The following is a 23,404-nucleotide window of genomic DNA, read 5'->3' on the forward strand; positions in this document are numbered from 1 at the left end:
CCGCAACGGCCGCACCACCGGCCCCGGGCTGTGGGGCCAAAACAAAAAAACGCCGCCACCGGATTCGCCTTGGGCAAATGAGGTGAGCGACGTCTTTGTCGTAGGTGGGGCAACCGCCGTTGGTTACCTGTGGTGATTACTTAGCGAGATCTGTGCCAACAACTCGAGACCGAGTCGCTGCCAATCGCGGGCAAGCCCGCTCCCACAGGATTGGTGGTGTTCACAAAACCTGTGGGAGCGGGCTTGCCGCGATGAGGCCCAGACAGCCACTGCAATACTCAGCCCAGCAGTTCACTCATCGCAATAATCTGCTCCGCCACCTGAATCAGTTTCTGCTGGCGGCTCATGGCCTGGCGCCGCATCAGCGTGTAGGCCTCTTCCTCGTTGCAGTCTTTCATCTTCATCAACAACCCCTTGGCCAGCTCGATGCGCTTGCGCTCGGCCAGTTGCTGGTCGCGGGCGTGCAGCTGGGCGCGCAGGGCCTGGTCGCTTTCGAAGCGCGCCATGGCCACGTCGAGAATTGGCTGCAAGCGTTGTGCGTGAATGCCTTCGACGATGTAGGCGCTGACCCCGGACTTGATCGCCTGGCGCATCACCTCGGGGTCATGTTCGTCGGTAAACATCACGATCGGCCGCGGCTGGTCGCGGGACACCAGCACCACTTGCTCCATCACATCGCGGCTCGGTGACTCGGTATCGATCAGGATGACGTCCGGACGCACCGTTTCGACGCGCGCGGGCAGGTCGATGGTCAGGCCGGATTCGTCGATCACCTCGAATCCGGCTTCGGTCAGGGCGGCTTTCAGCCGGCCGACTTTCTTCGCGGTGTCGTTGATCAGCAGGATACGCAACATGTTCGCAGTCTCCTGTCAGCGGCTGGCGAGTAGGGGCGAGCTGTCGCTCATGGCGTGCAGCTTGAAGCTGCGGGCATAACCGGCCGGGTCGCTGCCGTCCCAGGTCTTGCCGTCGATCAACTGGCTGCTGCGCATTTCCTGGCCCGACGCGGCAACACCGACGGCGGTTGCGGCCTCTCGATACAAGTCTAGTTGCTGGACTTGACGGGCCACCGCGAGGTAGTCCGGGTCGTCGCGCAACAAGCCCCAGCGGCGGAATTGGGTCATGAACCACATGCCATCGGAAAGGTAAGGCAGATTGACCTCACCGCCGCCATGGAAACGCAGTGCGTGCGGGTCTTGCCAGCGATTGCCGAGACCGTCGGCGTAATCGCCAAGCAGGCGCGGTTCGATGCAATCGAGCGGTGCATCGAGGTAATCCGGGGCGCTCAGCAACTGCGCGGTGCTGCGGCGATTCTCGGCGCTGTCGTCGATGAAACGGCTGGCTTCCAGAATCGCCATCACCAGGGCCCGGGCGGTGTTGGGGTATTGCTCGACGAACGCGCGGGTGCAACCGAGGACTTTTTCCGGATGGTCGGGCCAGATCGTCTGGGTCGTCGCCATCGTGAAGCCGAGATGCTGTTTTACCGCGCTGGCGGACCAGGGCTCACCGACACAGAAACCGTCGATCCGCCCCGCTTGCAGGTGCGCGACCATTTGCGGCGGCGGTACGACCACGCTGTCGACATCGTGCAATGGATGAATGCCCTGGCTCGCCAGCCAGTAATACAGCCACATGGCGTGTGTTCCCGTTGGAAAGGTCTGGGCGAAGGTGAGTTTTGGGCGAGTTTGGTGCACGTGGCGGTCCAGTGCTTCAGGACCGGTCACGCCGAGCGCCTGCAAGCCGTGGGAAAGGTTGATGCTCTGACCGTTCTGGTTCAGGCCCATGAGCACCGCCATGTCGGTCCCCGCGACGCCGCCGATGCCCAGGTGCACGGCGTAAATCAGACCGTAAAGGCTGTGGGCGGCATCGAGTTCGCCGCTGACCAGTTTGTCCCGCAGGTTGGCCCAGGAGGACTGGCGCTTGAGGTTCAAGGTCAGCCCGTAAGGCTGGGCAAAACCCTGGGTGGCAGCGACCACCACCGAGGCACAGTCGCTCAAGGCCATGAAGCCGAGGTTGATGTCGGTCTTTTCCGGGGCATCGCTGCCGTTGACCCAGGCCAACGGGCTGGCTAGTGGTTCGTTCATCGCGTCTTCACCTTGCAAAAAAAAGCGTCGTCCCGGGTCCGCGCATGAGCAAGGCCGGGTGACGACGCCATTGTCCTGGCACTCATGCCGCCGTTGACATGAGTGCTGATACTTCTGTGGGTGCAAGGCATATGCCAGTCCGGGTTTCATCAGTTTTCCATCAGGACTTCCCGCGCCATGTCTTTCATCCTGCCTGCCCTTGATCGTCAGGCTGCAAAGGAGGTTGGCGTGCAAACCGAATCACTACGTGCCACCCCATTCCCGGATGCTCGTTCCGGCGAGCGGGTATTGCATCTGCGTGTCAGCGAATCGACCGACCTGCAGGGTTCGGCGCAAGGCCAGCGGTTACCCGGCGGCTGGGAAGGGCTGATCGCGGTCAGCGAGACCCTGCAAATGACCGGTGGCTGTGTGCAGGTGCTGCCGCTGTCCGAAACGCGGCTGGTGAAATTGCAGGTCTTTATCGACTTGAGTGATGCGTTGAATGGCCAGCGACCAAACCATACATCGTGGGCGATGTTGCCGGTGACGTACGAGACCGTTCGGTCGGAGCGCGCACTGGAACGCTGGTACATCGAGCAGGCCATGGGCGGAGGTCCGGCTTTTCAGACCTTTGCCAGTGTGCTGCGTCAGACCGAGAGTTACGGGCTTGTGCGATTCCTGCTGGAGCAGGGCACCCGCAGTGAAAAGCTGAGCGACCTGGCGCAACGCTATGGCGTATCCGTGTCGCACTTTCGTCGATTGTGCCGACAGGCACTGGGCAGTGCAGCCAAGCCTGCAATGCGCGGTTGGCGCACGGCTCAGGCGCTGTTGAACATGAGTCTGCGGGACTGTTCGCTGACGGATGTCGCGCTGGAGTCCGGCTTTGCCTCTTCTTCGCATTTCTCCAAGGAAATCCGCGAACTGGTGGGTTTCACGCCCAGCAGCCTCGCCGACATTACCTACCTTCCAGGCAAGTGAGCCGATGAACCGCCGATCGTTCTCCTTATCTCTTTTGCCCGCCTGCCTGACCCTGGTGTTGTTGCTCGCACCCTTTGCCGCACAGGCCGCTGTCTACAGTTTCGAGGCTCGCGAACAAAGCGCGCGCACTTTTTTCAGCGAACTGTCCGGACCGCTGGGCAAACCCGTCATCGTTAGCAAGGCCGCTGCGGCCAAACGGATTTCCGGTACGTTCGATCTGCTCTGGCCGCAACGCACCTTCGAGCGAGTCAGCGCGCAAATGGGCCTGATCTGGTACAGCGATGGCCAGGCGATTTATCTGTATGACGCTCCGGAAATCAAAAGCTCGATGGTGTCGCTGCAGACCCTGACCGTCGCGAAGCTGCAAGCGTTCCTGGAGCGCTCGGGGTTGCACGATAGGCGTTATCCGTTGCGCCACGATGGTCTGCGTACGTTCCATGTGTCCGGCCCGCCGATGTATGTCGATCTGGTCACGCAAGCGGCCGGGCTGATGGATAACCAGCGCTCGGAACTGTTACTGGGCAAGCAGCAGATCGGCGTGATCCAGGTGCGAAACACTTTCGTGAGCGACCGTAAATACGAATTGCGTGATGACAAGGTGACGATTCCCGGGCTGGCCACCGTGATTGAGGCCTTGCTGCGCGGCGAGCGCAACGGCGTCGAGCCTGCTGTCGCGCAAGTCCCGGCTCAGCGACCGCCGGGCTTGATGCCGGCGTTTCCACTGGAAGGCCTGGCGAGCGCGCCTTCAGACCAGGACCCGTCCGCGCCACGAATCCTCGCGCGCGACACCGCCGCCGGGAACATTCGGGTAGTGGCCTATCCCGATACCAACAGCCTGCTGGTCAAGGGATTGCCGGAGCAGGTGCGTTTCATCGAGAACCTGGTCAGTGCGCTCGACACGCCCAAACGCCATGTGGAGTTGTCGTTGTGGATCATTGATCTGCACAAGGATGAACTCAATCAGTTGGGCGTCAATTGGCAAGGCGTGGTGAATTCGGGCGGAAAATTCAGCGCGTCGCTCAACGCCGGCTCGGCGACCACCCTCGATGGTGCGTCGTTCGTCACCCAGGTCATGGCGCTGGAGCGCACGAGCCGGGCGAATGTGGTGTCGCGCCCGGTGATCCTGACCCAGGAAAACGTGCCGGCGATTTTCGACAACAACCGAACGTTTTATGCGCCGCTGGTGGGTGAGCGCAGTGTTGATTTGCAGCATGTGACCTACGGCACGCTGGTGAGCGTATTGCCGCGTTTCGCCCAGGCGGACGAGATTGAAATGTCGCTCAATATCGAAGACGGCAACGAAATCGAAAACCCTGGCCAGGGCGAGCGACCCAGCGCTCTGCCGACGGTCGGCCGCACCCGGATCAGTACGGTGGCGCGGGTGCCGCCGGGCAAGAGCCTGTTGGTGGGTGGTTTCACTCGCGATGACCACAGCGAGCAGATTGGACGGATACCGGTGCTGGGGTCGATTCCGTGGATCGGTCGGTTGTTCAGTTATCGGCAGAACCGCTCGGCCAATACCGTGCGTGTGTTCCTGATTCAACCCAAGGAAATTCGCGACACGCTGGAGCCGAGCGCCGTTGAACCGGGCCCACAGTTGATGACCCCGGAACAGCACGAACGCTTGCGCCGTTCCTATTTCCGGGCGGCCATAAAATGATCCTGCCGGCGATTTCCAGCGGCGGGCGAGCGGCCCAGGCGCGGCTGAATGCCGAGAAGGCCGCAGAGCATCCGCAGCCACAGGCGACGGCGGACACTGACCTCGACGAAACCGGCACGGCTGCCGTCATGCAGCGTTTCGTGCAGATCAGCGATGAAATGTCGGCGGCATTGGCGCAGTTTCGTGGCCGGCGGCATTTCGAACTGAAGTCAGACACCCTGACTGACAACTTCGAAAGAGTCCTGGACGACGACACCGTGCCCAAGGTGCGGCAGATCCTCAGCCTGGCACGGCTCGGCGACAAACCCATCGGCTGGTTGCTGCAAATGGCGCGAAAGCTGTTTGCCGACGACAGCGATCTGGCGTTGGTGCTGCGCGAACTGTTGCGCCGTAGAAAACTCGAGAAAAGCACCCGTCAACGGCTCGAAACGCTGTTGGAGACGGTGGTCGCCCAGGCTTCTCCCAAACGCATGAACGCCGGCATCAATGCCGCGCTCAAGGCCAGAATGTTCGGGGCGAGCATGGCGGTGCGCGCCGCGCTGTTGCGCGAAACGTACCGGGATTTTCTCGAGTCCGATGAAGGGCCGGTCAGTTGTTATCAGGACTGGATTGCGCTGTACGGTCCACCGCAACGCACGCACGTGCTGGCCTTCATCGAAGCGGCGCTGCTCACCGATATCAGCGCCCAGGACCCGAGTTGCTCGCGCAACGAGTTTGGCCAGCTGCTGGCCCGGTTGAATGAGCTCAAGCGCCTGCGTTCAGCCGATGCGCTGTTCATCGGCGGCCTGCTGGGCGATGAACTGATCTGCCAGCACAACCCCGATGAATCCGACTGGCTGGTGTTCCTGTTCGGCCTGTTGACCTGGCCTGATGAGCTCGACCAGTTGTTGCTCGGCGTACTCGGTGAACGCCTGCTGTTGAGCCTGCACCGTGAGCGCTCGACGCTGCTGCAGACGGTGCGCCGGTTCAGCCTGCAATTGCCGTTGCAACTGTTTGCCGATGAAGAGGCGCCGCAACGCCTGGCGCAGCAGTTTTCGCGGCTGGCCGACGTTGCCTACACCCACGAATGTATTGAACAGCGGCGTCTCGGCGGTTGCTCATGATTTTTTTCCGGAACTGACCTGCCATGCTCAATGTGTTTTTGCGCAACATCGGCGCTCGCCCGGAGCTGCTGATCCTGACACTCATGGTGATGATCATCGCCATGCTGATCATTCCGCTGCCGACGGCGTTGGTAGATTTTCTCATCGGCCTGAACATCGTCATTTCGCTGCTGGTGTTCATGGGTTCGTTCTACATCGAACGCATCCTCAGCTTCTCGACGTTCCCGGCGTTGCTGCTGCTGACCACCCTGTTTCGCCTGGCGCTGTCGATCAGCACCAGCCGCCTGATCCTGAGCCAGGCCGATGCGGGCGAGATCATCGCGTCCTTCGGTGAGTTCGTGATCGGCGAAAGCCTCGTTGTCGGCTTCGTGATCTTTTCCATTGTCACCATTGTCCAGTTTATCGTGATCACCAAAGGCTCGGAGCGGGTCGCCGAAGTCGCGGCGCGCTTCTCGCTGGACGGCATGCCGGGCAAGCAAATGAGCATCGACGGCGACCTCAAGGCCGGCGCCATCACGGCCGAGGAAGCCAAGGAAAAACGCAGCGTGCTGGAGCGTGAAAGCCAGTTGTATGGCTCCTTCGACGGCGCGATGAAGTTCATCAAGGGCGATGCGATCGCCGGCATCATCATTATCTTCGTTAACTTCATCGGCGGCATGGCGATCGGTGTCGGGCAAATGGGCATGGACATGTCCACGGCCTTGTCGACCTACACCTTGCTGACCATCGGCGACGGCCTGGTCGCGCAGATTCCGGCGTTGCTGATCGCCATTGGCGCCGGCTTCATCGTGACGCGGGTCAACGGTGACGACAGCAACCTGGGACGCAACATGCTCGCGCAGATGCTGGGCAATCCGTTCGTGATGGGCGTCACGGCGCTGCTGGCGGTGGGGGTCGGTCTGCTTCCCGGTTTCCCGCTGATGACGTTTCTGCCGATTGCCGCGGTGCTGGCGCTGGTGGTGTTTACCCGGCATCGAAAGGCTTCCAGGGTCGCGGGCGACGGTGAAAGCCGGGCCGCAGACACCGGGCAAGACGCGCTGCAATCCGGATCGGGATTGCTCGATGACGTCGATAACATCGCCACCGAAACCATCCCCTTGATGCTGCTGGTGCCCACGTCGCAACTGGACGCGTTGAACAAAGCCCGTTGGGCGGCGCGTTTTCGCAGTCAGTTTTTCGTCGACTACGGCTTGCGCATACCCGAAGCGCAGTTGCGCGCCAGCGAGGCGTTGCAGGCTCATCAAGTGGCGGTGCTGATCAATGAAGTGCGTGCCGAACAGTTCGATATCCATTTCGATCACTGGCGTCTGCTCGACTATTCGCCGGACCTTGAGCCCCTGGGTTTTGCCCTGGTGCGCGGCAACGACAGCAATCGCTTGGGCGGTGTCTGGGTCAACGCCGTCGACAAGGAGCGAGTGCAACAGCTGGGCTATCAACTGCGTCCGGCAGACGAAGAATGCTACCGCTGCCTCGTCACGTTGCTGGCGCGCAACATCCAGGAGTTTTTCGGCGTGCAGGAAACCAAGCAGCTGCTCGACGAAATGGAATCCCGTTATCCCGATCTGCTCAAGGAAGTGTATCGCCACGTCACGGTGCAGAAGATCGCCGAGGTGCTGCAGCGCCTGATCGCTGAGCGCATTTCCGTGCGCAACATGAAGCTGATCCTGGAGTCGCTGGCCCATTGGGCGTCGCGGGAAAAGGACGTGCTGGCGCTGGTCGAGCACGTTCGCGGAGCGATGGCGCGCTACATCAGCAACAAATTCGCCCACGGCAACGACTTGCGCGTCCTGCTGTTATCGCCGGAATTCGAAGAGGTGGTGCGCCGGGGCATCCGGCAAACCTCGGGCGGCAGTTTCATCAACCTGGAACCGGCCGAGTCGGAAGAGCTGATGGACCGCCTGAGTGTCGGCCTGGACAGCCTGCACATTGCGCACAAGGACATGGTGCTGCTGTGTTCGGTCGATGTGCGGCGCTACATCAAGAAACTGATCGAGGGGCGGTTTCGGGAGCTGGATGTCATGTCGTTCGGCGAAATCTCCGAGACCATCTCGGTCAATGTCATCAAGACCCTCTGAGGAAACCCTGTAAATGATACCGATCGATATTGCCGACCTGTTGCGTGAAGCCCTGCGACACAGCGGCTGCGTAGACAGCCAGATAGGACACTTCGACGGCCACAGCACCATTGAGATGCAGATGAAAAACCTGCCCGATGTCAGCGTGGCCGTGGTGGAGGGCGATGTGTGGATCTGGGCCGAGGTCGCGCAGGCTAGCCCAAACGTCATGAACCATTGCGCCTTCGAATTGATGCAGTTCTTGCTGGAAGGCAATGCTTTTTCTCGCACCGGGCAACTGCACCTGTGCGAAGTTCAGGGGCAGCTCGAATTGCGCTTGATGGCCAATGATCACGCCCTGGGTGACGCCGAGCATTTCGCACAAGCCCTGGATGCTTTTGTGCAGTCGATTGAAACGCTGTGCGAACTGTTGCGCCGATGAGCATCCGGCTGGAACGGCAGGCCGCCCATCCCTTGCGCTTGAGCGGTCCTTTGATAGAAGCGGCGCTGGACAATGTGGTGGTCGGCGAAGTCTGCGAAGTGCGTCGCCATTGGCGTTCGCCGCAGGTGGTGGCGAGGGCGCAAGTCATCGGCTTCAAACCCGGCGCCGTCCTGCTCAGTTTGCTCGGCGATGCCAAAGGCTTGTCCAGGGAGTCGATGATCGTCCCGACGGGCTCGACATTGCGCCTGAGTTGCAGCGATGCATTGCTGGGCAGCGTCGTCGATCCACAGGGCAATATCGTCGAGCGACTGGCACCGTCGACAGCCTTTGAGCAGCAGGATTATCCGGTGGATGCCGACCCGCCGTCGTACCACCAGCGCCGGCCAGTAGCCGAGCCATTGAGCACCGGGATTCGCGTCATCGATGGCTTGCTGACCTGCGGTGTCGGTCAGCGAATCGGTATTTTTGCCGCGGCCGGGTCCGGTAAAACGACGTTGATCAACATGCTGATCAGCCACACCGATGCGGACGTATTCGTCATTGGCCTGATCGGCGAACGCGGGCGTGAAGTGACCGAGTTCATTGAGCATCTGCGCCAATCCACGAAGCGATCACGCTGCGTGGTGGTGTATGCCACGTCGGATTTTTCCTCGGTGGACCGCTGCAATTCGGCGCTGCAGGCGACGGCCATCGCCGAGTATTTTCGCGACCAGGGCCAGCGTGTCGTGCTGTTGCTGGACTCGTTGACCCGTTACGCCCGCGCTCGCCGCGACCTGGCCCTTGCCGCGGGTGAAGCGCCGGCAAGGCGCGGTTATCCGGCGTCGGTATTCGATGCCTTGCCACGTTTGCTGGAGCGGCCCGGCGTGACGGCTTCCGGCAGCATTACCGCCTGGTACACGGTCCTGCTCGAGAGTGACGATGAGCCGGACCCGATCGCCGAGGAGATTCGCTCGATTCTCGACGGCCATGTCTACCTCAGTCGTGCCCTGGCGGCCAAAGGTCATTACCCGGCGATCGATGTCTTGCGCAGCGTCAGTCGCGTGGCAACGCAAGTCACCAGCGCGCAGGTGCAGCAACTGGCGGCGTCGACCCGGGAAACACTGACGCGCCTGGAGCAGTTGCAGATTTTCCTCGACATGGGCGAATACACCCAGGGCGCCGATGCCGACAACGACCAGGCTCTGCGGCGGCGTGAAGCCTTGACTCGGTGGTTGCGTCAGCCGACGGACGAGTGTTGCGAACCTGAGGAAACATTGCGGAGCCTCAATGAACTCATTGCCTGACCGGCGACGCCTGTTGGCGTTCAGCCAGTTCCGTCAGCAACGCGGTGAACAGGCCGTGCTGCGCACACAGCAACAGTTGCAACCGCTGCGGCGGGAACTCATCGGTTTCGAGGGGCAAGCGGCCTCGCTGCAAAACCTGCTGGCCAGCCATCGCGCCACCGATTGCGTTCTGGATCACGGGCAATTATTGGCGCTGCTGCGAACCCAGGCGGTCATCCGGCGACAGATTGATCTGGTGCGCCTCGAACGCGACCGCGTGGACGGGGAGTGCAGGCAGCTTGAGCAGTCGTTGCAAGCGCAACGCGAGCAACTGCGTGGGCTGCAACGCAAACACGACAAATACCAACGGTCGGTGCAGCAACTGTTGCGCGCGCAACGGCTTGAGCAGGTGCGCCGGGAAGAACGGGAGATAGAAGAGATGACCGGAGTACGGCGATGAAAAATGTTCCTGCGGTTTCACCGATATCGACTCTCGTGCAGGAGCCCGCTATCGAGGGGTGTATGGATGAACTGCACGAAACGCTTGTGCCAGTGCAAGAAGATGAGCTGCCGCAAGGTGTGCTGGATTTGCTGGTGACGTTGAACGTGCATCATCGAGCCGAGGTGCTGGTCCCTTTGGGCGTTCAAGGTTCAGATCGTAGTGGTGTGGTCGAACGCCTTCGCCAGCAGGTCGAATCGTCGCCCCTTCGCTCCCACAAGGAAGCTCATTCCCAAGTGGGCGATCAGGGTCTAAATCGTCGTGGTTTGGACACACGTCTTCGCGAGCAGGTCGAATCGTCGCCCCTTCGCTCCCATAGGGAAGCTCATTCCAATGTGGGTGATCAGGGTCTGGATCGTCGTGGTCTGGACACGCGCCTTCGCGAGCAGACGCGCTCCCACACTGGAATGCGTTTCCCTGTGGGAGCGAGCTTGCTCGCGAAGGCGGCCGAACAGACGCCGATCAACGCACAAGGTTCACCGCGAGTGTCCACCGAATCGTCTTCAACCACGCCTGAAACGCTGCCCGTCGAGCGCGCGACCAACGTCAGTACACCGACAACCCTCGCCGTCGACGCGCCCCCACCCGAAGCGTTGATGAACCTTCACAACGCACGCCATGCACTGTCCGCCGCACCGGTTTCCATCCCCTTGCCTGCGACGCCAATACCCAAGCCCGCCCTCGACATAAAGATCGAAACGCTGCCCGGTTCCAGCCCCGGCCTGTTGCAGGTGCCCTTCAACAAAGGTGCCGCCAGCGGCCAGGTGACGATTACCCGAGTGCCCGACGAGCTCACTCAACACCTGCTGGTCAGCCCGAGCAACACCCTGGTCTTCGAACAACTCAAGGCACCTTTTGAACAGGCTCCGGATCTCGGCTGGCAGCTAGCCGATGACGGTGGCGAGCAGCACCAAGGCTCCCGTCAATCGCCGGATGAGGAGCAGACGGAACAACAGGACCTTCCCGCATGAGAGCGCTGACGTTGCGCCGCGTCGACGCTTCGGCGCGCGCCCGCACGCAAGCAGTCCAGCGCTGGTGCCGCGCCGGTCACGGTGCCGGAGTGGGCAGACCGGATCGACAGTCCGGCTACTTAAGGTTTTGTGCCCGTGGAAATGCAGGGGACTGGCAGGGCCTGATCATGGCCCGCGACTGGCTGGATCGTGCGTTACCGCAGTTGCGCTCATTGCTGATCGTCGAGTGCCCGGAGGCGAGCATCGTCGAGTTGTTCCGGGCGGTGCCGCGACCTCTGCCGATGGTGGGCGAGCTGTCCTGTCAAGCGCTGGTCGACCTCCAATTGATCGCCCCGGCAGAACTGCCGACGCACGATTTGCCCTGGTTCGACACGGCTCATGGGCGAGTGTGGGTGACGCAGTTGCCACCGACGCAGGCTTCCAATGGCTCGCTTGGACCAGCGTCATGGCTGGCTGATTTGCCGCTGCGCCTGCAACTGCTGCTGGGCTTCAGTCACCTGCGTCACGCTCGGTTGGAGCCGGGCGATGTCCTGCGCATCATCCACCGGACAGACCAGTGTCTGTTGGCCAATCGATGCATCGGCGTGTTCACGTTCACTGAAGAGGGATTACACATGCAATCGACACTTGCCGATTCAAATCAACAGGTCGCTGCAGAAGCTGACGCAGACGTCGAACTCAGTGCGCTGCCGGTACGTCTTGAGTTCCTGCTCGGCACCCATGAGACCGATCTTGGGACGCTGTCACGGATCATCGATGGTCAGCTCATTCCGCTGGCAGCCGATGCCGCGCGGCACATCGAAATTCGCGCCAACGGCAAGTGCGTGGCCCGTGGGGAACTGGTGCAGCTGGACGAGCAGTTGGGTGTGGAGTTGCTCGAGGTTTATCGCGACACCTTATCGGAATCAGGCGATGAATGACGTCTCGCTGATTGCACTGCTGGCGTTCGCATCACTCCTGCCTTTCCTGGTGGCCGCCGGAACCTGCTACATCAAGTTTTCCATCGTGTTTGTCATCGTGCGCAACGCGCTGGGTTTACAGCAGGTGCCGTCGAACATGACCCTCAATGCGGTCGCCCTGATGCTGGCGATTTTCGTGATGACGCCGGTGATGAAGCAGGGGTATGGCTATTACAAGGAAGAAGCGGTGGCCTTCACCGACATCGAGTCGGTGGTGGACTTCGCCGAGAACGGTCTGGGTGGCTACAAGGATTACTTGCGCAAGTACACCGATCCTGAACTGGCCCTGTTCTTCGAACGTGCACAAGCGGTTCAGGGGGATTCCGAGGACAGTCTGCCGGCCGATGAACAACTCACGCCTTCCTTGTTTTCGCTGTTGCCGGCCTATGCACTGAGTGAAATCAAAAGCGCGTTCAAGATCGGTTTTTACCTGTACTTGCCGTTCGTGATTGTTGACCTGGTGATCTCCAGCATCCTGCTGGCGTTGGGCATGATGATGATGAGCCCGGTGATCATTTCGGTGCCGATCAAACTCGTGTTGTTTGTCGCGCTGGACGGCTGGGCGTTGCTGTCGACTGGTCTGGTGAAGCAGTACCTGACGTTACTGGCATAGGGGCGTCGACATGAACGATCTGGTCTATGCCGGCAACAAAACCCTGTACCTGATTCTGTTGATGGTGGCCTGGCCGATCATTGTCGCCACGGTGGTTGGCCTGGTGGTCGGGTTGATCCAGACCGTGACCCAGTTGCAGGAGCAGACATTGCCGTTCGGTTTCAAACTGCTGGCGGTCGCGGCGTGCCTGTTTCTGCTCTCGGGTTGGTACGGCGAAACCCTGCTCGATTTCAGCCGTGAAGTCATCCGCCTGGCATTGGGTTAGACCGATGTCGGTGACGCTGTTTTTCGATCTGTACGCGTTGTTCGCGGCGGCGATCCTGGGGTTCGCGCGCCTGGCACCGATTTTTTTCATGTTGCCGTTTCTCAACAGCGGCGTGCTGACCGGAGCACCGCGGCAGGCCGTCATCGTGCTGGTGGCGTTGGGGTTCTGGAGCTATGTCGGGGTGCCGTTGCCGCGCCTCGACGGCTTGGCCTTCTTTGGCTTGCTGCTGCGCGAGGCCGGCATTGGCGTCCTGCTGGGCTGCCTGCTGTGCTGGCCGTTCTGGGTGTTGCACGCGATGGGCAACCTGATCGACAACCAGCGCGGGGCAATGCTCAGCAGTACGGTGGACCCGGCCAACGGCGTCGATACCTCGGAGCTGGCGAACTTTCTTCAACTGTTTGCCGCGGCTGTTTATCTCGAAGGCGGCGGCATGCTGTTGATGCTCGAAACCGTCGGCCACAGTTATCGCATTTGCGCGCCGGTCAGCGGCTGCGCGGTGCACCTGTCAGCGGTGTTCAGCTTGCTGGATGCATTGGTGAGCAAGACCCTGGTGATCAGCGCGCCGGTGGTGGCGACGCTGCTGGTCAGCGAGGCGCTGCTTGGCTTGCTCTCGCGCTACGCGCCGCAAATGAACGCGTTCTCGGTGTCGCTGACGGTGAAGAGCCTGGTGGCACTGGTGGTGCTGATGCTGTATTTCGGCGTGCACCTGCCCGATGAAGTCCTGCGCATGGGCAGCAAAACCCAGGCACTGGAGCACTATCTCGGGAGCGACGGGGAGGGTGGCGATGTCGTCCAGCGCCTCGAAGACTGAGAAACCCACCTCCAAGAAACTGCGGGATGCGGCACGCAAAGGGCAGACGTTCAAGGCCAAGGATCTGGTAGTCACCTGCCTGACCTTGTGCGGCATCACCTACATGGTGTTCAACAGTTCGCTGCTGGACGTCATGGAGGTTTACCGGCGCATTATCGCCAGTGACTTCGACGCCGACCTGCAAAAGTACTCGGCGATGCTGGTGATGGTCGGGCTCAAGGCGCTGCTGCCGCTGCTGCTGGTGTGCGTCTTGACCAGCGCGTTGCCGGCGTTGCTGCAAAGCGGGTTTGCGCTGGCCAGCGAAGCCCTGAAGCTGAACCTCGGGGCGCTGAACCCGATCAATGGTTTCAAAAAACTGTTCAGCATGCGCACGGTCAAGGACACGGTCAAAGCGCTGTTGTACCTGGGCAGTTTTGCCATGGCGCTGTGGATCGTCTGGGTCACGCAGCGGCAACTGCTGTTCGCCCAGCTGTTTGCCCAGGCACCGGAGCTGTTCGCGATCTGGGGGCACCTGCTGCTGGTGCTGGTGTTGGCGTTTCTCGGTTGCGTGCTGCTGATCGTGGTGCTCGATGCGCTCAGCGAATACTGGCTGTTCATGAAAGACCAGATGATGGACAAGGACTCGGTCAAGCGCGAACACAAGGAGCAGGACGGCAACCCGGAAATCAAGGGCCGTCGACGCGACCTCCATCGGGAGCTGCTGTCGGAGCAGGTCAAATCCGATGTGCGCAGCTCGCGGATGATCATCGCCAACCCCACTCACATTGCCATCGGCGTGTATTTCCGCCCGGAAATCACCGTGCTGCCGTTCATCTCGTTGATGGAAACCAACCAACGCGCCCTGGCCGTTCGAGCGTATGCCAAAGAGGTCGGCGTGCCCGTGATCAATGACATCGCACTGGCCCGACGGATCTTCAAGACCCACCAGCGCTACAGCTTCCTCCAGGTGCAGGAAGTCGAAGAAGTCCTGCGCCTGTTGATCTGGCTCGAGCAAGTCGAGCAGGCCTGATCCCCCTTTCTTTATCCATCCCGTCGTTGGCATGAGCGCAATTTGGCAGCGTGCCTGCCGGCGCTTTGGCTCAATGCATTCGTCAGCGGCGCTGACGTTTTTTCAGGAGTGTGGCTGATGAGTCGCAACAACCAACAAGACGAGCAAATCGCTCTGGACATCGTGGATGCCGTGCTGGCAGGTGCGCCGTTAAAGGACGTGCAGGGCATCAGCGACGAGCACATGGACGGTCTCTATGCCTTTGCTTTCCAGTTTTATGAACAGGGACGGCTGGACGATGCCGAGAAGTTCTTCCACTTCCTGTGCATCTACGACTTTTACAACAGCCAGTACTGGCTGGGACTGGCGGCGGTGCACCAGCTCAAGCAGAACCATCAGAAAGCGATCGACCTGTACGCCATCGCCTTCGCCCAGGGCAAGAACGACTACCGACCGATGTTCTACAGCGGTCAGTGCCAGCTCGCCCTGGGCAAGATCGGCAAGGCCCGATTGTGTTTCGAGTACGTACTCGAGCAGGCCACGGAAGAGGACCTGCGCAAACAGGCCCGGGTGTATCTCGACACCCTGGCTCACATTGAAAAGGACTGTTCGGAGGACTGAACATGAGTGAAATCAGAAGTACATTCAACCCGGCTTACGCCGGAAGACTCAGCCGTGCCGAATCCTTTGAGATCTACGGCAAGGCTGCCAGCCAGGCGGCCAGAACGGTGGATTTTCAGAAGGCTGGCCAGGAAGCGCTGGCCGGATTGATGTCGGTGAGCTACGACGGTGAGCATCGCAAATCCACTGCCGCCGCCGGACGGCCGCAGCTGCATCCGCCGCTGGCCCCGAACAGCGGCAAAGAGATGGAGGGTGATCTGTTCACGCTGCTGATGGCGATGATCAGCGAGCTGATCGGCGAGGTCGACGTCAACAAGCTGAAAAACCGTTTGGCGATGTTGCAGAGCATGGCCGGGGCCAAACAACAGGGTCATGAAAAACTGGCGGCTGAATATGCTGAGGCCGTCGCCGCACTTGAGGCTGCTGAGGGGGCCGTTGGCGGTAGTCAGCAAAATCTGGAGAAGCTGCGCGAGAGAGTCCAGCAATGCCAGGGCTTGCTGGACGAGAGCGAGGCGCGTCTGGCGAAGCTGGACCCCGAGTCACCCGAGTATGCGAGTGAATTGGCGCTTCGTAATCAGCTCAAGGGCGAGCTGGCGAATCATACCCAGGCCTTTGAAAAAGCCACCGATGCCCACCTCAAACTGATCGAAACCGCCAATGCCGCCGCTAAAGTCCTCGCGGTCGTGACCGCAAAAGTCCTCGAAACAGGTGTCGGCGGACCGCAGGTTAAACAATCGGATGAAAAGGCGCTGAGCAGCAGTGCACTGGCGCTGTTGAACCGCTTGAAGATCATCGAGTTGCTCGGCGAGTCGGCTCAGAACAAGGAGGAGCTCAGCCAAGAGCTGTTTCTGGAATTGCAGGCCAAGTTGCAGGAAAAAATGCAGCTCGAGTCGGACAAGTACCTGGAAGAGGTCCGAAAAGCCGAAGCGTTGCAGAAGACCATGGGCTGCATCGGCAAAATCGTTGGCGCGCTTGTCTCCATCGCCACCATTGCAGCCGGCGTTCTGACCGCCAACCCGGTGCTCGTTGCGGTGGGGGTGATCGGGGCTGCGGTCATGATTGCGGACGAGGTGGTCAAGGAACTGACAGGTGTGTCGTTCATGGCGGAAGCGATGAAGCCGCTGATGACGGTCATGCAGGAAGCCATCAGCTTCTTTACCGATCTCTACACCAAGGTGCTGGTGGCGGTGGGCGTCGACCCCGAAACGGCGAAGGAGATCGCGCAAATCGCCGGCATGATCGCGGGCATCGCCGCCACCATTGCAGCCATCGCATTGGCGGCCATTGTGGGGGCTCAGGTGATTGGGCCGATGCTCGGCGCGGTCGCGTCAAAACTGGCAACGGTGGTGTCCCAGGCTGCACCTGCAGCGGTGCAGGCCATGAAACAGATGGCTTCCTCGGTCGGCAACACGCTGACCCAGATGCTGACTCAATTGCGCGGCTTCATCACCAACGGCGCTGATCCCGTAGCCCTGGCCCGTTACGCCAACATTGTCGAAATCGCTCGAGCCCTTACCGAGTTCGGCGGCGTGGCGGCGCAAGGCGGACTTGGCGTCAAAAGCGGCATGCATCAGGCGCAGGCGGCCGAACTCCTGGCGAATGTGAAGGTGCGCATGGCAATCAGCGAAGCCATTGCCGCCTACCTCACTCAAGTGGTCGAAGACTACGGCAAGGCGATGCAAGACCGGACCCGGCATATCGAACATGTTTTTTCCGATCTGCAACGCAGCCATTCCGTCAGCCTGCAAATGGCTCGGTACGCCTGAACTTGCTCATAAAAAGGAATTCGTCATGTCTCATATAAACGCAACCCATGTGCGCACGCCTGCAGTCCCGGCGCACGATCCGGTCAACGATGCCGGCCTGAGCGAGTTGGTTGCTCAGGAACAGTTCTCCAAGGACCTCAAAGGAAAAAGGCTTTTACAACCGGCTCTGTCAGACGGGAGCGTTGCAAAGCAAATACTCCAGAGCGGTAACTCGACATTTCCTACGGTGCAGGAGCTTGAGCGCGCGATCGATGCTTATCAACCCACCGAATTCGACTGGCAAGACTTCACTGCCGCCCTGCTGTTGGTCAGCGATGAAGTGCGTAACGATCTGATCTTCGATCCGGGGGCCTGGGAAAAACACGCCAACGTGCTGATCGCCGCGATCATCGCGGTCAACATTTCGCGGGTCGCCAACGCTGTACTGCGCGGGCATTACAGTGTGATGCACGCTGAAGCCGGCAAATTCCAGGGCGAGGCCATCATGGAATCCGGCAGGGCGGCGATATACAGCGCCATCACGGCTGCGGCTGTCTCCGGTGCAATCGCCGGGTTTGCCATGTTCAAGACCTTTCAAGGGCTTGGGCTCAAACATGCTGATATCAGCCTGCATAAACGCAACGCCCTGGACGCCAGCAACATCGAACGTGACCTTACACGTGATCGCAACCGCACTGACTGGAACCCGGAAACGACCTACAAGATAACGGTGTTCGATGATTTCGGGCGAATGAAATCAGTGAATTTCAAACCTCAGGGTTCGACCCTTACACCCAAGGAGCAGCAATGGTTCAACGAAGAAATTTCCAAGGCACAGAAGGTTGGCCAAGCGTCGGACTGGCTCAGCCAGATGGGCAGTAAAGGCATTGAAAGGAAACTCGAAATCGGTCGAGCGCTCAGCGCGATGTCGATGGGCATGAGTCAGGTGGTCTCCACCATGGTTCGCATGGCCGAGCATGCGGCGCGGCAGGAAGAGGTATTGCAACAAAGTGTGCAAAACACACAGAAGAGCTTGAGCGATGAAGTCGGGGCAAAAGACTCGGCTGATGCGGCGCTCTTGCAAAAATTCATGGACATGGTGATGCAGCTATTTCAATCGCGGATTGAAGTCATTGGTAAAATGGCTTGAGTAGGGGAATACAATGATAATTACGAACTTCACACCTAAAGCAGTTCATTCGCCGATCGATTTGAACGTTGTCACCGACGCTCCTTTACCATCCGAAATGCCTTTCGAGGCTCAAGCCGCTTTTTCCCTGGGGCAATTGCTGGACCGTTCGGCAAAGGAATTGAATCGCCATCTTGGAAGTATGCTCAAGTGCCAACCGGGCGCTGAAAAAATGTATGACGCATTGGTGGCGGGCGGAGCTGCGGAACTCCTGATTGCCGAGTTTGGCGAGCAGGTTCACGCCCGACGCATTCGTTCGCTAATGTGGGTACAGCAATTGCGCCAGTCTGGCGCGGGGATGACGCATTGCCGGGAAACGCTGCCCATGGAACAGCGTCAGCACCTCGACGTTGCTCAGGCGCGTATTCTGCTTGATCTGCAAGAAAGGTTCCCGCCGCCAACGGAACTAGCCGAGGAGTTCAAGCAGAACATCAGTTCATCGAATGATTTCTTCGACAAACTGCTGGAGTTGATCGACCTGATCAAAAACGGCTATCTGGCCGGTTATGAACATGTCATCGCGGCCTATTCAGAGTTCTTCAAGGAATTCAACGAAGCAATTACTGCCAAAATGAAGGAATGGATTACCGGTGTTGATGACGGTAAAAAAGTCGATTTGAACGTCGGTGCGTTGAGAAGAGAGCTTGATAAACTTATCGTAAAATACTCACCCCCCAACCCGGGAGCCGTTTTGTTCCCGGCTCCTGGAAAAGCAGGTGCGACCAAGGAAGAGGCAGACAATTGGCGCAAAGCACTGGGCTTGCCTGACAGTTGTCTCATACAAAATGATGACGGTACGTACAGCGTGGTGATGGATATCAGCCCACTAACGACCATGCGCGGCAGCTTGCCAGGCGGTAACACGGTCAGGTGGGATACCGCCAAATTCCAGGCCTGGCAAACCGGCTTCAATGCCCAGGAGGAACGCATGAAAAACATGCTGCAATCCTTCACGCAGAAATACTCCAACGCCAACTCTTATCATGACAACTTTAACAAGACGTTGTCTGCGCACCTTAGTCAGTATTCGGACATGCTTAAGGCGATGTTGAATTTTTGATGAGAATAAAAATTCTGTAAGTCAGTGTTTTTTGTGTCGAAGCCAGCCGTAACTTTGGTTCTCAGGGGGGCGGCTGTTTGAGTGCGATTTTGGGACAGTGGAAAAGTTAAATATGCAGGCTGATGATTTTGAAATTGAAAGTCAGATAATAAAGCTGTTGTCGGACTGCCTCTCGCTGGATGGCTGTAATATCGAAAGCAGTTCTCGTTTGGTGGAGGACTTGTTCGTTGACTCGATGAATGTAATAGAAATAGTCATGTTGATTAATGAAGTGTTTGACATCGAATTGCCTCGAGAAGGCGTGGCAGCCTGGAGGACCGTGCAGGATATTTGTTTGTTGGTCGATGCGCTGCTGCAAAAATAACCGATGACCGGTAAATATTCCTACAACTTCTGTTGTGATTTCCTCGGGTGCTTATGGTGAACCTCTGACGGAATAGCCTTGCTCAACTTCCTATAGTCCCGCTGCTTGTCATTTTTGAGCCTGACAAGTTACAGGTTCAATTGCGCCTCAGTACCTTTCTATAGAGAAGTTCCAGAATATGGACAGTGCCACTGATCAACCGCCATTCAGGTCATTCGTTTTCGACCGCTGGCTACTGCAAAGCGATGGAACGCTGATGCGAGATGGACAGGGTGTCCACGTCCCCCCCAAAGAGTTGAACGTACTGCGCCTGCTGCTCGGTTTGGCCGGCACGGTGATCAGCAAGGATCATCTGCTCGATACGGTGTGGCCCGATGCCGATGCCACCGAAGAATCATTGACTCGCTGCATTTACGCCTTGCGCAAGCTGCTCAAGGACAACAAGGATTTCATTGCCACGGTGTACGGCCAGGGTTACCGGTTTACCTGCCCGGTCGTCGCCCTCGACGTGCCGAGCCCGACGAGAACCGCGGCCCCCTCGCTGGCCGTTCTGCCTTTTCGCAATCTGAACGAGTCAGCAGCACTGGATCTGCAGGACGCCATGATCCGCCAGTTGACGACGGCATTCGGCGAGGCGTTGCGTGTTGTCCCCTCGGGTTTGATGGCTGCCTATGGTCAGTTGACCGATGCGCGGTATCTGGTCGAGCGTTTGAAGCCTGACTTTTACCTCAGCGGTCGTTGCATTGGGCGGGATGACCCGTCGCAATGGTCGATCGAGTTGATCCGGAGCAGCGGTCATGTGCTGCTTCATGGACAGAGGCTGGGCGCAGGGTACGTGGGGGAGGGGCTCGGGGAGTTGACCTGTCTGGTTGCCCAGCGCCTTCCGGGACTGCGTCCTGCTGAACCGGGCTGTGCTTCCTATCCGGCGCTGGTCGCCTATCTCAACGGTGTGTGCAGTGTCGAGCGGCACACGCCGCAAAGCCTGCGCGATGCGCTGGTGCAGTTTCGATACAGCCTGCAACTGGATGAGCGTTATGCCCCCGTCTGGTGTGGCGTGGCCGATGTCTGGCTGGGCCAGGCAATGCTTGGGTTATGTGAGCAAGGGCGTGCAATGGATGAAGCTCATGTGGCTATTTCCAGGGCATTGCCGCTGGACCCGGGGAGTCCGCAAACCATCGCGCGGCTTGCCCTGTTGACCAGTCTTCGCGGTTGCGAGGAGGCGGCGCAGGTGCTTTTTCAGCGCTGCCTGGCGAGCGTCGATCAGGCTGATGTTCATTACTTTCACGCTTGGCATCATTGGTATTGGCAGCGCCATGATCTGGCGGTTCAGAGCCTCGACAAGTGTCTGCGTCACGACGCGAACTGCGTGCGGGCGCGGAGTTTGCGGGTACGTCTCGCACTTGCCGGTGATCCCCGGGATGCCGTGATGATGCACCGCGCAAAGCAAGGCACCCGGCAAGCGGCACCGCTCGACAGCAGCAGGCGACTGGCATGAGTCGGTGGGCCTCCGGCGGGTTGCTGATGCTGATGTCCCTGGGTGCGGTTCCGGCGCATGCCTATTGTTGGGTCTCGGCGGGGCAGCAGCATGCCATCGAGCCCGAGTTGCTTCAGGCCATTGCCGACGTGGAGTCAGGGCAGGTGTCGGATGCGATGAATTACAACAGGAATGGCACGCGTGATATCGGGCTGATGCAGATCAACAGCAGTCATCTGCCTCGTCTGAGCGCACAGGGTATTACCGAGCAGCGCCTGCTGGATGAGCCTTGTCTGTCGGTCGAAGTCGGGGCCTCGGTGCTGGCCGGTTTCGTATCAATTTATGGCTACAACTGGACGGCGGTGGGTGCCTATAACGCCGGCAACGCTCCGGATCGGCAGGCGGCCCGTCTGCGTTATGCGCACAAGGTCTGGCAACGTTATCAAGCCTTGACGCCACATACGCCGGAGCAGCCTTGGGACACACACCCGAAAATCTCGCGGCGTTAACCTTGGGCCATTCAACGCAAATTTGTGGCGAGGGGATTTATCCCCGTTGGGTCGCGAAGTGGCCCCAGCGTCCGGCCAAACAGACTCAATTGCCCGTATTGGCGGCTGCTTCGCAGCCGAACGGGGATAAATCCCCTCGCCACAAAATTCGTGCGCGCCTGAACATTGTCTTAAGTGAACAGCATTTGGGCCATTTTGGGGGATTCTGATCCCGCTCGGGGGCAGATCGGCAGAATTCGATCAGGAACTTCCCGCGCAGCGCTCCTAGCATGGGTTTTCATTCACTGCCTGGAGCGTGATCGGTGACAGACCTGTCAGTCCCCCCTCTACAGCCGTGTGTCCTGCGGATCCTCAACGGCCCGCTTCAGGGGTGCGAATTCCCGCTCGGTGAGCCGCGGACGTTGTTCATTGTCGCGCCGCTCGATCTGCTGGGCCGGGAAGCTCATTCAGTCAGTGTTCCCGAGGATGCCATCTTCGTTCCACTGGACACGGGCGGCTGCAATTTCGAGGTGCTGCTGGCAGACGGCGGGCAGGGCGGTGTGACCTTGCGGCTGCTCGACGAGCACGGGCAAACCCGGCCGTGCGAGTTCCAGCGCCTGGAACAGGTCGGTGGCTTGCAGATCGCCTTGCGTGGGGAAGATCAATCCTGGGCGCCTGAACTCCTGAACAAGCAGCCCCTGCCGTTGGCCGAAGCACCTTTTCGCTATCGGCCGCATCCGACCGTCATCAAATGGAGTTGCGCAGGGTTAGCCCTCGCGTTGCTGGTCACTTCAATAGGCCTCTGGTCTGTGCCCGAGCCGACGCCCGAAACCGATGTTCGCAGCCTGATCGGTGGCGCCAGTGCCGAGGTCGACGTAGTGCTGGGGCGAGACAAAACGGTTTACGTGTTTGTCGCTTCCGAGCGAGACGCCGGTTGGAGCCGGCAAGCGTTGATGCGCAACAGCGGGGTGGCCGGCAAGGTGTTGGTGATCGATCAGGAGCGTCGTCGGCTGGAGAAATTGCTGGTCGAGCATGACCCGCAATTGGCCTGGCATTTCCTGGATCTCAAGAACCCCGCCGTACCGCGACTGTTGCTCAGTGCCCAGCGCAATCTGCTCACGCCGCAAATGCAGACACAACTCCTCGAAGTCTTGCTCAAGGCCGCACCCTATGCCCGGGAAGTGGCGGTGCAAGTACAGGATGACAACCTGTTGGCGGACCTGGCCGAACAAGGGTTGCGTCGCCTTTCACTGGCGTTCAGCCGCGTCGGGCACGACGACAGTGTCACGTTCGCCATCGAAGGCGATTTGCAGGATGCCGAGTTGGCGGCGGCTCGCCAATACGTCGACGGCTTCTATCGGCAGTGGGGTGATCGCTACGTGAACTTCGCTGTCGCGCTCAAGGATGACTCGCTCAAGGGCAAGTCGTTTCAAACCGGCCCTCAGGGCTACATCAAGATGACGTCGTCGTCTTGGCATTTTCCAACAAGACAATAGAAGGTGACTCATGGCTGAAATTGGTATCCCGATCGACTTTCACGATGATTTTCTCGGGCGTCAGGCCGAAGCGTTCGAAAAAGGTGCTGAAGGTCTCAAGGCTGCGTTGGACAAGGCGCTGGATGAACTCAAGGACGATGCGTCTGATCCCGGAAAACTGGCGGCTTATCAAGCGGCGTTCTCGTCCTACACGGTCTTCCGTAACGCCCAGACCAACACGGTAAAGGGCTTCAAGGACATCGACATGGCGATCATCCAGGCTGCTCGCTGATTCCATTTCCCTTGACTGGCCATCGCTGTCT

The 23,404-nt window shown here is 59.5% G+C and carries 24 protein-coding genes; 22 read left to right on the forward strand and 2 right to left on the reverse strand.

From position 1 onward, the window contains the following. Positions 1-278: 278 nt before the first annotated feature. Complete coding sequence (locus J2Y86_RS27340; protein ID WP_253438882.1) at positions 279-854, reverse strand: ANTAR domain-containing response regulator; 576 nt, start codon at positions 852-854, stop codon at positions 279-281. Positions 855-869: 15 nt separating this feature from the next. Beyond that, on the reverse strand, positions 870-2,081 hold the full coding sequence (locus J2Y86_RS27345) for a CmpA/NrtA family ABC transporter substrate-binding protein (protein WP_253438885.1): 1,212 nt from the start codon (positions 2,079-2,081) through the stop codon (positions 870-872). A 177-nt stretch (positions 2,082-2,258) separates the two neighbouring features. On the opposite strand from J2Y86_RS27345, the gene J2Y86_RS27350 reads away from it, so the two are divergent. The 22 genes from J2Y86_RS27350 to sctF all read left to right on the forward strand — a co-directional run bounded on the left by J2Y86_RS27350 (position 2,259) and on the right by sctF (position 23,373). Further along, on the forward strand, positions 2,259-3,038 hold the full coding sequence (locus J2Y86_RS27350) for a helix-turn-helix domain-containing protein (RefSeq protein WP_253438888.1): 780 nt from the start codon (positions 2,259-2,261) through the stop codon (positions 3,036-3,038). Between the two features lie 4 nt (positions 3,039-3,042). Further along, the gene (sctC, locus tag J2Y86_RS27355; RefSeq protein WP_253438891.1) at positions 3,043-4,698 is read left to right on the forward strand and encodes a type III secretion system outer membrane ring subunit SctC; all 1,656 of its coding nucleotides are present in this window, start codon (positions 3,043-3,045) and stop codon (positions 4,696-4,698) included. Next, positions 4,695-5,801, forward strand: coding sequence for a type III secretion system gatekeeper subunit SctW (sctW, locus tag J2Y86_RS27360; protein ID WP_253438894.1), 1,107 nt, complete (start codon positions 4,695-4,697; stop codon positions 5,799-5,801). The genes sctC and sctW overlap by 4 nt, the downstream gene beginning before the upstream one ends. Before the next feature lie 23 nt (positions 5,802-5,824). After that, positions 5,825-7,876, forward strand: a complete 2,052-nt coding sequence (locus J2Y86_RS27365; protein ID WP_253438897.1) for an EscV/YscV/HrcV family type III secretion system export apparatus protein — start codon at positions 5,825-5,827, stop codon at positions 7,874-7,876. 13 nt (positions 7,877-7,889) lie between these two features. Further along, positions 7,890-8,297, forward strand: a complete 408-nt coding sequence (locus J2Y86_RS27370; RefSeq protein ID WP_253438900.1) for an Invasion protein B family — start codon at positions 7,890-7,892, stop codon at positions 8,295-8,297. Beyond that, the gene (gene sctN, locus J2Y86_RS27375; RefSeq protein WP_253438902.1) at positions 8,294-9,580 is read left to right on the forward strand and encodes a type III secretion system ATPase SctN; all 1,287 of its coding nucleotides are present in this window, start codon (positions 8,294-8,296) and stop codon (positions 9,578-9,580) included. Before J2Y86_RS27370 ends, sctN begins: the two co-directional genes overlap by 4 nt. Beyond that, positions 9,564-10,019: a type III secretion protein gene (locus J2Y86_RS27380; protein WP_253438905.1), complete on the forward strand. Its 456-nt coding sequence runs from the start codon at positions 9,564-9,566 to the stop codon at positions 10,017-10,019. Before sctN ends, J2Y86_RS27380 begins: the two co-directional genes overlap by 17 nt. A 62-nt stretch (positions 10,020-10,081) precedes the next feature. Continuing rightward, on the forward strand, positions 10,082-11,029 hold the full coding sequence (locus tag J2Y86_RS27385) for a SpaN/EivJ family type III secretion system needle length determinant (RefSeq protein WP_253438908.1): 948 nt from the start codon (positions 10,082-10,084) through the stop codon (positions 11,027-11,029). Next, a complete protein-coding gene (locus J2Y86_RS27390; RefSeq protein WP_253438911.1) occupies positions 11,026-11,949 on the forward strand; it encodes a FliM/FliN family flagellar motor switch protein in 924 nt (307 codons plus the stop codon). The genes J2Y86_RS27385 and J2Y86_RS27390 overlap by 4 nt, the downstream gene beginning before the upstream one ends. Continuing rightward, complete coding sequence (locus J2Y86_RS27395) at positions 11,942-12,601, forward strand: EscR/YscR/HrcR family type III secretion system export apparatus protein (RefSeq protein WP_253438914.1); 660 nt, start codon at positions 11,942-11,944, stop codon at positions 12,599-12,601. Before J2Y86_RS27390 ends, J2Y86_RS27395 begins: the two co-directional genes overlap by 8 nt. A gap of 10 nt (positions 12,602-12,611) precedes the next feature. Continuing rightward, the gene (locus J2Y86_RS27400) at positions 12,612-12,866 is read left to right on the forward strand and encodes an EscS/YscS/HrcS family type III secretion system export apparatus protein (protein WP_020795892.1); all 255 of its coding nucleotides are present in this window, start codon (positions 12,612-12,614) and stop codon (positions 12,864-12,866) included. Positions 12,867-12,870: 4 nt separating this feature from the next. Then, on the forward strand, positions 12,871-13,677 hold the full coding sequence (sctT, locus tag J2Y86_RS27405) for a type III secretion system export apparatus subunit SctT (protein WP_253438917.1): 807 nt from the start codon (positions 12,871-12,873) through the stop codon (positions 13,675-13,677). Further along, a complete protein-coding gene (locus J2Y86_RS27410) occupies positions 13,652-14,686 on the forward strand; it encodes an EscU/YscU/HrcU family type III secretion system export apparatus switch protein (protein WP_253438920.1) in 1,035 nt (344 codons plus the stop codon). The genes sctT and J2Y86_RS27410 overlap by 26 nt, the downstream gene beginning before the upstream one ends. 117 nt (positions 14,687-14,803) lie before the next feature. Continuing rightward, positions 14,804-15,286, forward strand: a complete 483-nt coding sequence (gene sicA, locus J2Y86_RS27415) for a type III secretion system translocator chaperone SicA (RefSeq protein WP_253438923.1) — start codon at positions 14,804-14,806, stop codon at positions 15,284-15,286. 2 nt (positions 15,287-15,288) lie between these two features. Next, the gene (gene sctE, locus J2Y86_RS27420) at positions 15,289-17,052 is read left to right on the forward strand and encodes a type III secretion system translocon subunit SctE (protein ID WP_253438926.1); all 1,764 of its coding nucleotides are present in this window, start codon (positions 15,289-15,291) and stop codon (positions 17,050-17,052) included. Positions 17,053-17,077: 25 nt separating this feature from the next. Further along, complete coding sequence (locus J2Y86_RS27425; protein ID WP_253440460.1) at positions 17,078-18,181, forward strand: cell invasion protein; 1,104 nt, start codon at positions 17,078-17,080, stop codon at positions 18,179-18,181. A gap of 13 nt (positions 18,182-18,194) precedes the next feature. Next, complete coding sequence (locus tag J2Y86_RS27430) at positions 18,195-19,280, forward strand: IpaD/SipD/SspD family type III secretion system needle tip protein (protein WP_253438929.1); 1,086 nt, start codon at positions 18,195-18,197, stop codon at positions 19,278-19,280. Between the two features lie 112 nt (positions 19,281-19,392). Further along, positions 19,393-19,644 (forward strand): phosphopantetheine-binding protein, encoded by a 252-nt coding sequence (locus J2Y86_RS27435; RefSeq protein WP_253438932.1) that lies wholly within the window; start codon positions 19,393-19,395, stop codon positions 19,642-19,644. A 256-nt stretch (positions 19,645-19,900) separates the two neighbouring features. Next, positions 19,901-21,139 (forward strand): winged helix-turn-helix domain-containing protein, encoded by a 1,239-nt coding sequence (locus tag J2Y86_RS27440; protein WP_253438936.1) that lies wholly within the window; start codon positions 19,901-19,903, stop codon positions 21,137-21,139. After that, a complete protein-coding gene (locus tag J2Y86_RS27445) occupies positions 21,136-21,627 on the forward strand; it encodes a transglycosylase SLT domain-containing protein (protein WP_253438939.1) in 492 nt (163 codons plus the stop codon). Before J2Y86_RS27440 ends, J2Y86_RS27445 begins: the two co-directional genes overlap by 4 nt. A gap of 302 nt (positions 21,628-21,929) precedes the next feature. Then, on the forward strand, positions 21,930-23,102 hold the full coding sequence (locus J2Y86_RS27450; protein WP_253438942.1) for a PrgH/EprH family type III secretion apparatus protein: 1,173 nt from the start codon (positions 21,930-21,932) through the stop codon (positions 23,100-23,102). Positions 23,103-23,112: 10 nt separating this feature from the next. Then, positions 23,113-23,373, forward strand: a complete 261-nt coding sequence (sctF, locus tag J2Y86_RS27455) for a type III secretion system needle filament subunit SctF (RefSeq protein WP_253438945.1) — start codon at positions 23,113-23,115, stop codon at positions 23,371-23,373. Positions 23,374-23,404 lie beyond the last annotated feature (31 nt).

Source organism: Pseudomonas migulae (assembly GCF_024169315.1).
Taxonomy (GTDB): domain Bacteria; phylum Pseudomonadota; class Gammaproteobacteria; order Pseudomonadales; family Pseudomonadaceae; genus Aquipseudomonas; species Aquipseudomonas migulae_B.

Excerpts from the sequence above, each read along its gene's own strand:
- J2Y86_RS27410 (WP_253438920.1), top strand. The coding sequence starts at position 13,652 with ATGTCGTCCAGCGCCTCGAAGACTGAGAAACCCACCTCCAAGAAACTG.
- J2Y86_RS27380 (WP_253438905.1), top strand. The coding sequence starts at position 9,564 with ATGAACTCATTGCCTGACCGGCGACGCCTGTTGGCGTTCAGCCAGTTC.
- J2Y86_RS27425 (WP_253440460.1), top strand. The coding sequence starts at position 17,078 with ATGTCTCATATAAACGCAACCCATGTGCGCACGCCTGCAGTCCCGGCG.
- J2Y86_RS27445 (WP_253438939.1), top strand. The coding sequence starts at position 21,136 with ATGAGTCGGTGGGCCTCCGGCGGGTTGCTGATGCTGATGTCCCTGGGT.
- sctE (WP_253438926.1), top strand. The coding sequence starts at position 15,289 with ATGAGTGAAATCAGAAGTACATTCAACCCGGCTTACGCCGGAAGACTC.
- J2Y86_RS27365 (WP_253438897.1), top strand. The coding sequence starts at position 5,825 with ATGCTCAATGTGTTTTTGCGCAACATCGGCGCTCGCCCGGAGCTGCTG.
- J2Y86_RS27345 (WP_253438885.1), bottom strand. The coding sequence starts at position 2,081 with ATGAACGAACCACTAGCCAGCCCGTTGGCCTGGGTCAACGGCAGCGAT.
- J2Y86_RS27435 (WP_253438932.1), top strand. The coding sequence starts at position 19,393 with ATGCAGGCTGATGATTTTGAAATTGAAAGTCAGATAATAAAGCTGTTG.
- J2Y86_RS27370 (WP_253438900.1), top strand. The coding sequence starts at position 7,890 with ATGATACCGATCGATATTGCCGACCTGTTGCGTGAAGCCCTGCGACAC.
- J2Y86_RS27385 (WP_253438908.1), top strand. The coding sequence starts at position 10,082 with ATGGATGAACTGCACGAAACGCTTGTGCCAGTGCAAGAAGATGAGCTG.
- sctN (WP_253438902.1), top strand. The coding sequence starts at position 8,294 with ATGAGCATCCGGCTGGAACGGCAGGCCGCCCATCCCTTGCGCTTGAGC.
- sctC (WP_253438891.1), top strand. The coding sequence starts at position 3,043 with ATGAACCGCCGATCGTTCTCCTTATCTCTTTTGCCCGCCTGCCTGACC.
- J2Y86_RS27395 (WP_253438914.1), top strand. The coding sequence starts at position 11,942 with ATGAATGACGTCTCGCTGATTGCACTGCTGGCGTTCGCATCACTCCTG.
- J2Y86_RS27400 (WP_020795892.1), top strand. The coding sequence starts at position 12,612 with ATGAACGATCTGGTCTATGCCGGCAACAAAACCCTGTACCTGATTCTG.
- sctW (WP_253438894.1), top strand. The coding sequence starts at position 4,695 with ATGATCCTGCCGGCGATTTCCAGCGGCGGGCGAGCGGCCCAGGCGCGG.
- sicA (WP_253438923.1), top strand. The coding sequence starts at position 14,804 with ATGAGTCGCAACAACCAACAAGACGAGCAAATCGCTCTGGACATCGTG.
- J2Y86_RS27340 (WP_253438882.1), bottom strand. The coding sequence starts at position 854 with ATGTTGCGTATCCTGCTGATCAACGACACCGCGAAGAAAGTCGGCCGG.
- J2Y86_RS27430 (WP_253438929.1), top strand. The coding sequence starts at position 18,195 with ATGATAATTACGAACTTCACACCTAAAGCAGTTCATTCGCCGATCGAT.
- sctF (WP_253438945.1), top strand. The coding sequence starts at position 23,113 with ATGGCTGAAATTGGTATCCCGATCGACTTTCACGATGATTTTCTCGGG.
- J2Y86_RS27350 (WP_253438888.1), top strand. The coding sequence starts at position 2,259 with ATGTCTTTCATCCTGCCTGCCCTTGATCGTCAGGCTGCAAAGGAGGTT.
- J2Y86_RS27390 (WP_253438911.1), top strand. The coding sequence starts at position 11,026 with ATGAGAGCGCTGACGTTGCGCCGCGTCGACGCTTCGGCGCGCGCCCGC.
- J2Y86_RS27440 (WP_253438936.1), top strand. The coding sequence starts at position 19,901 with ATGCGAGATGGACAGGGTGTCCACGTCCCCCCCAAAGAGTTGAACGTA.
- sctT (WP_253438917.1), top strand. The coding sequence starts at position 12,871 with ATGTCGGTGACGCTGTTTTTCGATCTGTACGCGTTGTTCGCGGCGGCG.